The following is an 11,710-nucleotide window of genomic DNA, read 5'->3' as shown; positions in this document are numbered from 1 at the left end:
AGCTTTACAGCTTTAAAAAGCTTTAAAAAAGCTTTACAGGGTAGCTATAACGCTTGTAAACAGGGGCTTACAGCCTAATAAGTGGGGGTGGATTGTTAGGTTAGTGGGGGTGGATTGTTAGGTTAGTGGCTTTAAGTGGGGGTGGATTGTTAGGTTAGTGGGGGTGGATTGTTAGGTTAGTGGGGGTGGATTGTTAGGTTAGTTAGGCTAAAACTCAATCATCTTGACTTATTAAGTGGTGGTGATATTATCAATACAACCCCCACTTAAAAACTATAAACTTGAGAGTTTTCAATGCCTGCGTTAAAGAAGAAAATAATTAGCTTTGACGATGCTGATAAGAATTATTTTCCGTTATCAGCTCCAGATAAGCGTTATCCAGCAGAGTTAGCTGTTTTTCAAAATATTTTTTGGCAACTCAAGCATGAAAAGGCTCCTAAAGACGATGTTCTAAAAATTTTATTTTTATTTAGCCCAAAAGTACGTTTAGCTGAAGATCCACATGAAGGTATGGAATTTTGCATCACAGCAAAGGAATACGCTGAGTTAACAGGTTTAAAAGTTGATAGTACATACACAATATTAAACCGGGTTGTAGATGCCCTTTATGATCATAGTGTGGTCTTTTACCATTCTGAAAAAGATAGAGATATTAGAACTAGATTAATCAATTCATGCTCATATAAAGATGGTTGTTTTTATATATCATTTACACATTTTGCTCTTTACATCATGTATGTATTTAATCAGCAAAATTCATTCACAAAGTTTAAAGTAAAGTCAGCAATATCTCTAAGTGGACACGGTTTAAAACTTTATCCGTTTCTCATACAAAATGAGTTTCGCTATAATTTTGATGTTCAATTGAAAGAGCTAAAACTTGCTCTTGGACTCAATGGAGATTCATATCCAGAATATCGTGATTTTAAAACTACTATTCTCAAACCTCATATTGATTCTATCAATCAAAAAACTGAATTAACTGTTGAGTTTAAGGCCGTGAAAAAAGAAGGGCGAAAGGCAAGTCATGTTAATTTCACTGTGACAAAAAAACGAACAGTCAAAGCAGAGGAACCCAAGAAAGAAGCACCAGATCAACCTCAAAATGAACAGCAAAAAATTACAGCAACAATGGTCTATAAAGAAATTATAAAAAAACCTGAACTATTGCCACGTTTTCAAGAGTCTGGTGAAGCACTAAATGAGATGATTGATCGAATCAAAAATGATTTTAAAAATGGTAATCAAGAGCGATGGATTAATAAGCTTCAAGAATTTGGAATAACCTTTGAAGAACCAGTACCATTTTAATGATAAGAAATTTTGAGTGCAGCTTTAACAAAATTATTTGTTAAAGCTGTCCTCAAAAATTTGTCATCTTATTTTTTTAATTTTTCTCTACGTGCGTCATCATTGTGTAAATATAATGCTTCTTTCAAATCATCAGAACCTTTGAAAATTTTATTCTGTTCACGTTTTGAAGAAGATTTTAAAACTTTCGTGAGTAAATAAATAAACTGTTCTTGTTCATTTTGATTTAAAACATCTTCACTTTTATCAAAAATTTGTTTAATTACTAATTCAGAAATACCAAATTTTTGAGAATCTACAATTTTTTTCTCAAGTGGTGTTAAATCCGGAAGAATATTGTTAAATACTTCCAAACTTTCACTCACTAATTTTTGAATATTTTGTAGAGTTTTTTTAGCAGTTTTTAGTTCTTCTTTATTTAGTTTATTACTTGTAATTTTATTTACAAGATCATTAACTTCTTGAGTATATTTTTTACTTTCAAAAACTGGATTATTGTTTTGTTCAGTCATTTTTTAACACCTTTAAAAATAAAAATATCTAATCATTACACTCAAAAAAAAACAAGTACAAATTATTTCTTTTAAATTATTAGAGTGAGAGCCGATGTGGGGTTAAACTTTTTACACGACATTTCACAGTTCCAGAATTTTATGAAATAAAATTTTGGAACTGTAGAAATGACGAAGTAAAAAGCGCACTTTAACCCAAATCGAACATTACGCTTCGCTTCATATTCAATTTGAGTCGTGCGCCCCCTCCCAATGCAAGGCAGGGGGAACTTTTAAACCGTTTTCCTGATAAAGTAATTTATTGCACTTTGCACAATAATTATTTTCAGGTACGGTCTTAAAAGTAGAAAAGCAAAAGCAACGGCAGTGCAACGATATGTCTAATAAAATTATTATTCGCAATCAATATTCTCACCGAGTTTCGACTGTAAAAAAATCAAATGGTCACAGCATATTAAGAATAATTGCATATATCAATGCTCGAAAATTATTAAATGAAATCACAGGTCAGGAGCATAATTTTTCAAATAAATCAGGTATTATTGAAACAGGTTTTTTCATGCCTAATGACATTAAAACTGATATGACAGAAGAACAATTTTATAATCATATTGAAAACAATTGTCATGCTTCGACAAACATTATTGCATATAGTTCTATTGCCGCTTTACCGCCCGAAGTTTCCAAAGAAGAACAAGTAAAAATTGTCGAAGAATTTTGCAATATGTTCACCAATATGTATGGAACATCTATCAGTTTTGCGATACATGAAGCAGATAATTTAAAGCGAAAAAAAGCAAAATTAGCTGAGATTGAAAAGTATAATTTGCCCGAAAATGATGAAGATTTAAAGTTACAGATTCAAAATAATCATGTTCATTTTGTAATTCCATATTGCAAAATTGAACGGATGACTGAGCAAGATTTTAAAGCTAAACGTAAAAAAAAATCATTTGGTGATACGTTTAAACTTGGTAGCCAAGTAAAAGATTTTAATCCAATAAAATACGGCTCAGAGATTAAAAAAGATAAGCCAGACTTAATGAATCTTGAGCAAAATTTTCTGCAATTCATGCGTGAAAAATTATGTGTGAGTATCAACAATTCACTAGAAAAAAATAACCGTATTGAGCGTTATACACATAAATCTTATAAAGATTTAGGTCTGCAAATTTCCGCAACTACTCATGAAGGTGAAATGGTGAAAAGCCGTATTGCAAACGGTAAAAAGATGGACGTTAACGAATACAACAAACAGCAGAAAGCAAAGCAACAAACCGAATCTGACTATATAAATTTTATCAATGTTCCCTTGCCTGCGGAGCTAGCTTATAAAATTCTAAACGGTGAAAAACTTGCTGAAAAAGAGTTATTAGATAGCTTAAAAGCGTTACCAAAATCCGAACTTGAACAAGCTCAAGACTTGCTTGATCAGATCAACAATGCATATCAGTTAATAGATAACGAACTCGCAGATCACAAGCCAGAGCAAACAGATTTGAGAGAAAAACTCGACAGACTTAAAGAATCCAACATTTCCCCCACTCCGAAACCGGAGCATGAAACGCTTAGTCAAAAACTAGAGCGGTTGAAACAGAAACAAGCAGAACAATCGAAGCCAAAGCATGACAATGACACCGATTATTCACCGTTTTAATTTAAAAAAATAGGAGCAGTCACATGACTGACAACAGAGAAATTATTGATTTACTGACAGCGATTGTCAGCACGATAGAAAATCAAGATACACAGACTCAGATAGCAAAATCTGAGCTCCTGGAGCAATTGAAAATGATTGCTTCGAAAACTGATACCGTTAGTACAAACTTTCCGAAGCTGATTGAAACATTGTCTAATTTTGACAGCAAGATTGCATCGAGTTTTGATGATATTCAAAACGTCAGCAAGCAGTTAAATAATGTCGTGCAGCAAATCTGTATTGCTGAAAAAGCAATTCAGACAGTGCAACAGCAAGCACAAAATCTACAGCTTAATGACACAATCAAAACACTGAATAATGCAGATCAAACTGCACAACAGCTTAATCGTTATTTACACAGCTCAAGCAAGACATACAAAGAAAATATGAATGCTGCAACTGATATCGCTATCAGTCAGATCAAAAAGTTGAAAAGCGAAGTCAACACAATTGCAGATAGTTTTACTGAAATCATTACAACTGATATTTCCAACAGAATTATTAATGATGTATCTGCAAAATTGACACAGCAAGTCGTCCAAAATTTAAAAGTTGAAATTGAGACAGGAGCCAAAGAAACGGCTGAAACACTTTCAAATAAAGCATTTCAGCATCTTAGTAAGACGTTACAACAGACAAAAAATGAAGTCGAAAGCGGTGCAAAAGAATTTCATAGAGAAGTCATCTCAACATATCAAAACGACTTAAAACAGCTCAAAGCGATAAGTTCAGAGATTCAGCAGACAGCAGATAAATCAAATAGAATCTATATGCAACGTGAAGAAGCATATCAAAATCACGTTAGCCAAGAAAAAGCTGTAGTTAAGAAAAATTGGCTTTTAATTGGCCTTGGAGTTTGGATTGGATTATCAGCTACTTTTGCAGGTGCTTCTTATATCACAACCAAATCAGCTGAAAGCGTTGTAAACACAGCGACTGGCTATGTGGATTTACAGAATAATTGGATGAAAAATGGCTTTCGTAGCATCAACAAAGAAGAATGTAATGCGTACATGCCGAAGCAGCAATTTATGCAAAACCGTCCAATTGATTTTTGTTATTTCAGCAAGACACCTGCTCATCAAGTTCAAACTCAACATGGATACTTAAATATATTTACCAAGTAAATAAAACAGCTTAAAACTAAAAAGACACTTTAGTGTCTTTTTAGTTTTACAGAAGCTTGGCTCCCATATTTAAATAAAAAATCAGCTATGATGAATCACTATTCATAGCTATAAAACCAATCAAAGAACAATGCCTAAATTCACCGTTGCAGAATTAGCCAAAAAATATGGAATCGCTCGTACATCTATTTATGATCGTATGAAGAATGGTTCTATTAGTTATGAAATTGACTCTAAGAATCGAAAAGTCATTGATTTTAGTGAAATGCAACGTGTTTACGGTATGCCTAACAGTCAGGCTGACAGTAAGCCTGATAGTAAGGAAACTGACAACACTACAGTTGAACTGTACAAGCAATTAATTGAAGAATTACGACATGATAAATCAGTTGCCGAAGAACGTGAAAGGCGTATGTACAAAGAGATTGAGCAACTTAAAGATAAAATTGACAACCTAACATTAGCACTTGGCTATACACCTAAAAATATTCAGCCTGACAGTCAGGATTACAGTACAAATGAACAAATCCGTACAACTACAGACTTACAAGAAATTGTACAGCCCGAACAAATTACAGCAATAGAAAATAAGCCTATTCAGCAAGCTGCTACGATAACACCGGAACCTAAAAAACGAGGTTTATTGGGTCGCTTAGCTAAGGCTGTTTTTAGTGATGATTAATTAGAGATTGTTTAATTATTTTGAACTTTTCCGTGGAACAATGATTAAGAAGTAGGCGTGGAACGTGAAGAATCCACAAAAAAGCCCAATCACACTCGATTGGGCTTTTCGCTATACGATAAGACTATGATTTATATTAAATAAAAAGAAGCATTTCGTATAACGTGTATTATGTTAATTTTAGCGAATCTTAACTTTCATCAATACCATAGCGCAGCGAGTTTTTATGTTTTCACAAGAAGATATCAGTTTAGCATTTGATAAGTTAGAACCACATTGGGATGAAATTCAAGCTGAATACAAAAAGAGAGAGGAATACTTTCAATCATTAATAAGTAATGACTATTCAGAAATAGCAAAAGTATTAAAGTGCCACTTAATTATTGAACACTATTTAAATATTTTTTTAGAGAAAGAGCTTGGATTAGATAATTTGAATGAAGCAAAACTAAGCTTCTTTAATAAAATGAAATTGCTCCCAGATAATCAAGCTGTAACCTTTGTAAAACCTGGGATCATTCGAATAAATAATTTAAGAAATAGAGTTGCACATCAACTAGATGTCAAGTTTACCAATAAAGATTTAATAGAAATCACTAACATCCTAAAAATAGCTAGAATTAATGTAGATGATCATAGCTTTATAGAAAACATAGAAAAATTCACATCCATTGCATGCACTTGGCTTACACCTCGAAATGATAAAATTCAAAGTTATATAGCAGAATCTACATCACATATGAAATTCAACGAATGAAAAATATAATATTGCTACTAATTAAATTTCATTCACGTAAATTGGCGATTTGTGAGATATCTAAGCATTAATACTTAGTTGTTTATCCCAGTATTTAATTACCTCATTGATGGAGTCATGCAATTTTCGAAATGAAATTATTTCCCCATTAAAATATTGTTCATTATCAAATTTGATAAATACATAATTAGATTCACCAAACATAGATTGACCAAAAGGAGCTGAGAATAAGCCCCTGTTTTGTTCGGCTTTAACTTGTCCTGTATTTGACAGAGTTCTAGGAACTTTAGAGTTATTGGTCAATATTGCATGCTTACTTGCATTACACACATCCCTTACAAATACAGCATCTGGGCAATCATCCTTTATGCTGTCTAATACCATGTTCGGCGAATAATCTTGCTTATAATTCTTTATATCCAATTGAACAGCACGATAATCTCTCATGTGATCAAGTGCTATTGCTGCTAATCTTCCTTTTCTTAAATTGGATTTATCTAATAGAAATTCTGCAACAGTTGGCTTAACGATATTTAAGTAATAATCATAAATGTATTGTTCTTTATTCATACATCACAACTCTTTTGATGGGCTTTACCATGTTGGTAAATACTATCAATAGACTATTAGTCCTCGATAATTTGAGTAAGATTTAAAAATTATTTGCAGGCTCTAAACTTACCACTCCCCACGCTTACATAATTTATAAGCTCGTTCTGCAAATGTCTTAATTTGGACCTTTATACCTTCTTGTAGTTCTGGAATGTGTCCGTAATATTGTCTTGTGTATGCTTCATCTATTAGATTTAATCTGCGAGATAGCTCCCTCCCTTGGAATTGTTTTTTAGTAGCATTTCTATATTCCATTTGATCCATACCACTTTGACGGATTCTCATAACTTCACTAGCTATTTCATAGAAGTTCTCACAATCATCTACCTTTGATGCAAATACTTGAGTTAAGGATGAGATAGTGAAAATTGTAATAGTCAGCATAGTTTTATTCATTTTTTATCTCTCAGTGAGTTGTTTTTTAGTTGTTTTTAATAGTTTAAATTTTCCTTTTTCAAGAGCATAGAATCTAATAACAATGTGATCAACTTCATAATCATCATTTAATATTTCTTCTTTAGTTATTATCAAATTGCTATTTGGCTTAGCTCCAATTACATCTTCTTGTTGCTCTTCACCCCCAAAACCATCTTTCAAAACACGGCCAGTTTTTTTATTAACTAAAGAGTAGCTTCTACACATAGTCCCACACCCCCACATTGTTATCACGTATTCTCCGCCAAAATTTACAGGTTCTTTTAGTGCTTCAGATAATCTAGTGCGAAACATACGAGCATCTGGATCAGACATATCTAATTTGGCTGATTTTCCCTTATAAATAGTTGCTGGATATTCGGAAAATTGAGGTATATCACTTTTTGCATTAGCGAAAGATAGGGTGCAGAACATTAAAAAAAATGACAGGATTAGTTTATTCATAGTGCTTTATCTTTTAATAAGTTTTGAGAGGCTACTAGATTAGCCTTTTAAAAACTATATCTGACTAGAATAAAAAATTATACTTCCATTGTATAAAAAGGAATTTTGCACCCCCAAAAAAGTACGGATTTTATAAAGCTATTTACTAATAGTTAAGTTAATGTTTATTTATCTAGAAACAGCAGTGGAAGAAAATGAAAAAAATTATTGTGCTTACAGCTATGTCATTAAGTGGATATGTCAGTGCTGCTTGTCCTAGTAGCTCAACTACTATTTTTTCATGTACAACATCAAATAATAAAATCATCCAAGTTTGTGATGCTAACAAGTCCATCAGTTATACATTTGGCAGAACTAATCAACCTGAACTATCAATTTCTGTACCACGCAATAGAGCAAGTACATATCAATGGAGTGGATTTGGTAGAAATATGAATTACACAGTAAATATTCCGAATGGAAGTACTACGTATCGAGTTTTCTCCAATATTGATAAATTTGATGAGTATTCAGGGGCTGGTGTAGAGGTTGAACAAAACGGTAATTTACTAGCAACAGTAAAATGTGATGAATCTAAGCCATTAATTAACAATATTGAAGGAATAAATCTAAAACCAACAGAATAATGAATTACAGGTTTTAGAGGGTATCGGGGGTATTCCCCCTGATCAAAGTTCAATGGGGTGCTTTGAAAAAGTACCATATCCACTTCTCTAACTCGACCTTGCGATAGCTTTTTTTCTTTTTAGTAATTAAAGTTTTTAATTATAGATTTGAGTTTTTCCTCAGAAGCTAAGATTAGGATTCACACACCGCATCGACATGTTGTGAAATTTATTTAACATAAAATCTCTTATACGAAATTCAGCGTTTCAGGCTGCCCAAAACCAAGTTTATTTCTTGCATAAATGTATCCTATAGGATACATTTTACTTATGTACTCAATATATACCACTGAAGTCTTTGATGACTGGTTCACCAAGTTAAAAGACCAACACGCAAAAAGACGCATACAAGTCCGAATTGATCGGGTTGAAGATGGAAACTTTGGAGATACTGAACCAGTTGGTGAAGGTGTCTCTGAATTACGTTTCTTCTTTGGACCAGGCTATAGGATTTACTACTGCAAACAAGGGCAAAGGGTTGTTATTCTTTTAGCAGGCGGAGATAAGTCTACGCAAAGTAAAGATATAAAACTTGCCCTGCAATTGGCACAAGATTTAGAGGAGGAGCTATAAATGGCTATTAAACTTCGCAAATGGGACAGTGCTGAGCATCTTAAAACAGAAGAAGATATGCAGGCTTACTTACAAGCATGTATCGAAGAATCTAATGGTGATGCCGCATTCATTGCTAAAGCTTTAGGTAACATTGCTAAAGCTAAAGGAATGGCTCAATTATCACGAGATACAGGTCTAGGCCGAGAAAGTCTTTACAAAGCACTTTCTGGTGATGTGAACCCTAGTTTTGATACGGTGATTAAAGTTGTAAAAGCACTGAATTTGCGCTTAGCAATTTAAAAAAAGTTATTAAAAAATGGAACTTTAGGCTCCATTTTTTAATTTCGTATAACGTGTATTATGTTAATTTTAGAGGAAGTTAATAGTTAGTGAAAAAAATAGTAAAACTCTTTTCTTCTCGTTTAGATAGTACACATGGATCGGATCAGGCATTGAAAGAGAGCATTGATGCTTGTAAAGCTCTCTATGAATATTTCCAAAAACTCGTAGAACATGAAAAGAATAGATTTCAGAAATTAGAAGATAAAGCGTCTAAATTTCTTACTATGATTTCTGTGATCATCACGGCATTCTTAGTTGTTATTAATAACTTTTCAAATAATTTAGTCAGCTTATGCTCGCTATCAATAGCACTTCAATTTTATCAAGTTATTCTAATTATCTTATTAATATTCTTATTTAGTTCTTTAAGTGTAAGTTGGTTATATCTATTGCGAGTCTTAAAACCTAAGACCACTAGACATCTACCATCCACTCAAGAAACTATTAATGTCTATGTGCAAAATGCTAACAGGCTAAATGAGATTTACGAAGATAATGCAAAAAAAATGAAAGAAGTTATCGATGAGTACAAATCAGCCAATAAAATTAAAGCCACCTTCTTAGAGAAAGCTTATCAGTACATCTCCATATCAGGAGTTTTATTCGTTATAATTATTCCATTATCAATAATATACAAGTATCTAACATGACCGCAGATAAAAGTAATAAATCTAATACTACGACAATTAATACAGGTAATACGACTACTTGTATGGATAGCGCACCAAAAATAGTGCCTAAACCTACTACCAAGCCAAAGTGATTGTAATACCTATATTTTTTTAAATTCTTATCGCTAGTTCTTTATCATGAAAAAATTTTTTTTAATTAGTCTTTCACTATTTTCAACTACTCTCTATGCGGCTGATTATAAAACAGCTTTGACAGGAAAAATTCTTTCAATGAAAGGTAGCAATTGTGCTGGCCTATCTCTGTCAAAAAACTCTGGTCTAATGGGAGATCAATCTCCTTGTACAGTAGACTTACCAACCAGAATACGATGGATAAGTAATGACACGTTTATGATGGTTGAAAAAAATCAGATCTCATCAGATAAGCCACCACGAGTATTTCTATATAAAGTAAAGTCTTTACAAGGAAATAAGGTTGTTCTCAGTGATATATGGACAGGATGGAATAGCTTTCCTGATAGCGATACAACTTACTTAATCAAGTAGAAATATAACTTTAATAGCTTGATACAAGTGGGATTTATAATCCCACTTTTTCTGAATTTTTTAGTAGGTTTCTACAATAGAAATCATTTCTTCAAGTGTAAGTTTTTCTTTTTCATCTAATTCTTTCCACTTGCTTAGCATCTTTTGATATTTGTTTTTCTTAGGACTATGAGAATTCATCTGACCGCCTTCAATAATATCTGTAAATCTATCATCTTCTTTTAATGCTTGTGTAAAGCTCATTAAACGCCTTTCATTATTGCCATCAAATCCTTGAAAAGTAATCGTGGTTTCATCAATGACACTTTTATCATTCAGATCATCGTAATTATTTTTTAAAGTTCTATATAGGCTTAATGTCTTTACAACTAACTCACTATCATTGTCATCAAGAACATCACTTAGACATTGGAAATGATCTTGGTATAACCATTTATAACCATTTCTTAAATTGTTTGATAATTTTTTATAATATTCAGCGCCATAATCACTATCTTCGAACTTACTCAATATTTCATATTGGTTCGCCAAAATTAATCGTTCTGTATCAGTTAAATTTTCTAAATTAGACATAGTTCGTGTTCATATAAATTATTCAAAATATTGATATTGGTGCCTATTTTTAAAATTCAATACAGTATTTAACATAAAATTTCTTATACGAAATTGGGATTGTAACTCCAAAGTAGAAATGTCCACCTGATAGTTCACTTGAAAAATAGGCTCTTATTTGCTCCATATTCAACGATAGAACACTTATTGTTACTGTCATCATAAAAACACGAAACATTGGATAGAGCGCAAATGAGGGCAAAATAGAGCTATGTTTTACATTAACTTGAAATATAACCATCAAATAAACATGAAAAAGAAAATTTCTAATCAATCATAAAATTCAAAAAATAATGCTTAATTTTAAGAAAATTTAAACAATAACAGTTATTTATAGAGCGAGTGTCTACGAGCGAACTGATGAAATACGATTTTCGGCATGCTTTTTCTCTGATTACAAGCTTCCATCAGCTTCACAATGAAAGTAACAGAGCATCCCGAAGGGTGCGAACTTCTAAGTTTTTGCTTTTAAAAATGCCATGAGCGAAGCGAATGCCATAATTTCTTTTTTCTTTTGGTTATCAGGTACAGCAGTTATAAAAATCGCCCCCGATGCTGTGAGCGTAAGCGAACAGCAATATAGTACGAGGCTTGCCGAGTACCAAGGGCGATTTTCTTTTTCTATTTTTAATCTTTTTAAAAGCTTTTATAAAGCTTTACAGCTTTAAAAAGCTTTAAAAAAGCTTTACAGGGTAGCTATAACGCTTGTAAACAGGGGCTTACAGCCTAATAAGTGGGGGTGGATTGTTAGGTTAGTGGGGGTGGATTGTTAGGTTAGT

The 11,710-nt window shown here is 32.6% G+C and carries 16 protein-coding genes; 11 read left to right on the top strand and 5 right to left on the bottom strand.

Features of this window, described 5'->3' with window-relative positions; translation table 11 throughout:
• Positions 1–294: 294 nt before the first annotated feature.
• Positions 295–1,311 (top strand): replication initiation protein, encoded by a 1,017-nt coding sequence (locus tag AC5YC8_RS13790; protein ID WP_496164880.1) that lies wholly within the window; start codon positions 295–297, stop codon positions 1,309–1,311.
• Between the two features lie 68 nt (positions 1,312–1,379).
• On the opposite strand, the gene AC5YC8_RS13785 is transcribed toward AC5YC8_RS13790, so the two are convergent.
• Entirely contained in the window at positions 1,380–1,823 is a 444-nt protein-coding gene (locus tag AC5YC8_RS13785; protein WP_496164879.1) for a hypothetical protein, read from the bottom strand.
• A 376-nt stretch (positions 1,824–2,199) separates the two neighbouring features.
• Between AC5YC8_RS13785 and AC5YC8_RS13780 the strand changes: the two genes are divergently transcribed.
• From AC5YC8_RS13780 to AC5YC8_RS13765, 4 genes are all read left to right on the top strand, one after another.
• Positions 2,200–3,480 carry a MobA/MobL family protein gene (locus tag AC5YC8_RS13780; protein ID WP_496164878.1) on the top strand — a complete coding sequence of 427 codons (1,281 nt, stop codon included), beginning with the start codon at positions 2,200–2,202 and terminating at the stop codon, positions 3,478–3,480.
• Positions 3,481–3,503: 23 nt separating this feature from the next.
• Positions 3,504–4,649 carry a hypothetical protein gene (locus tag AC5YC8_RS13775; protein WP_496164877.1) on the top strand — a complete coding sequence of 382 codons (1,146 nt, stop codon included), beginning with the start codon at positions 3,504–3,506 and terminating at the stop codon, positions 4,647–4,649.
• Positions 4,650–4,779: 130 nt separating this feature from the next.
• A complete protein-coding gene (locus tag AC5YC8_RS13770; protein ID WP_496164876.1) occupies positions 4,780–5,331 on the top strand; it encodes a plasmid replication DNA-binding protein in 552 nt (183 codons plus the stop codon).
• Between the two features lie 226 nt (positions 5,332–5,557).
• A complete protein-coding gene (locus AC5YC8_RS13765) occupies positions 5,558–6,088 on the top strand; it encodes a hypothetical protein (RefSeq protein ID WP_321098977.1) in 531 nt (176 codons plus the stop codon).
• 60 nt (positions 6,089–6,148) lie between these two features.
• Here the strand turns inward: AC5YC8_RS13765 and AC5YC8_RS13760 are convergent, their stop codons facing one another.
• The 3 genes from AC5YC8_RS13760 to AC5YC8_RS13750 form a co-directional block, all read right to left on the bottom strand.
• A complete protein-coding gene (locus AC5YC8_RS13760) occupies positions 6,149–6,658 on the bottom strand; it encodes a hypothetical protein (RefSeq protein ID WP_496164875.1) in 510 nt (169 codons plus the stop codon).
• 108 nt (positions 6,659–6,766) lie between these two features.
• Positions 6,767–7,096, bottom strand: a complete 330-nt coding sequence (locus AC5YC8_RS13755; protein WP_496164874.1) for a hypothetical protein — start codon at positions 7,094–7,096, stop codon at positions 6,767–6,769.
• Between the two features lie 3 nt (positions 7,097–7,099).
• Positions 7,100–7,579: a hypothetical protein gene (locus AC5YC8_RS13750; protein WP_496164873.1), complete on the bottom strand. Its 480-nt coding sequence runs from the start codon at positions 7,577–7,579 to the stop codon at positions 7,100–7,102.
• Between the two features lie 194 nt (positions 7,580–7,773).
• Between AC5YC8_RS13750 and AC5YC8_RS13745 the strand changes: the two genes are divergently transcribed.
• From AC5YC8_RS13745 to AC5YC8_RS13725, 5 genes are all read left to right on the top strand, one after another.
• The gene (locus tag AC5YC8_RS13745) at positions 7,774–8,205 is read left to right on the top strand and encodes a hypothetical protein (RefSeq protein ID WP_496164872.1); all 432 of its coding nucleotides are present in this window, start codon (positions 7,774–7,776) and stop codon (positions 8,203–8,205) included.
• Positions 8,206–8,514: 309 nt separating this feature from the next.
• Positions 8,515–8,817 (top strand): type II toxin-antitoxin system RelE/ParE family toxin, encoded by a 303-nt coding sequence (locus AC5YC8_RS13740; RefSeq protein ID WP_180090340.1) that lies wholly within the window; start codon positions 8,515–8,517, stop codon positions 8,815–8,817.
• Positions 8,818–9,099, top strand: coding sequence for an addiction module antidote protein (locus tag AC5YC8_RS13735; RefSeq protein WP_067865280.1), 282 nt, complete (start codon positions 8,818–8,820; stop codon positions 9,097–9,099).
• A gap of 89 nt (positions 9,100–9,188) precedes the next feature.
• Positions 9,189–9,791 carry a hypothetical protein gene (locus tag AC5YC8_RS13730; RefSeq protein WP_496164871.1) on the top strand — a complete coding sequence of 201 codons (603 nt, stop codon included), beginning with the start codon at positions 9,189–9,191 and terminating at the stop codon, positions 9,789–9,791.
• Between the two features lie 159 nt (positions 9,792–9,950).
• Positions 9,951–10,319 carry a hypothetical protein gene (locus tag AC5YC8_RS13725; protein WP_496164870.1) on the top strand — a complete coding sequence of 123 codons (369 nt, stop codon included), beginning with the start codon at positions 9,951–9,953 and terminating at the stop codon, positions 10,317–10,319.
• 60 nt (positions 10,320–10,379) lie between these two features.
• Here AC5YC8_RS13725 and AC5YC8_RS13720 read toward each other — a convergent pair whose 3' ends face one another.
• Positions 10,380–10,892, bottom strand: coding sequence for a YfbU family protein (locus AC5YC8_RS13720; protein ID WP_496164869.1), 513 nt, complete (start codon positions 10,890–10,892; stop codon positions 10,380–10,382).
• A 518-nt stretch (positions 10,893–11,410) separates the two neighbouring features.
• Between AC5YC8_RS13720 and AC5YC8_RS13715 the strand changes: the two genes are divergently transcribed.
• Positions 11,411–11,599 (top strand): hypothetical protein, encoded by a 189-nt coding sequence (locus AC5YC8_RS13715; RefSeq protein ID WP_147433948.1) that lies wholly within the window; start codon positions 11,411–11,413, stop codon positions 11,597–11,599.
• Positions 11,600–11,710: the final 111 nt, after the last annotated feature.

It is taken from the genome of Acinetobacter sp. FY731 (genome assembly GCF_059515905.1).
The sequence above is the reverse complement of the archived record's forward strand: the minus strand, read 5'-3'. Positions and strand labels throughout refer to the sequence as shown.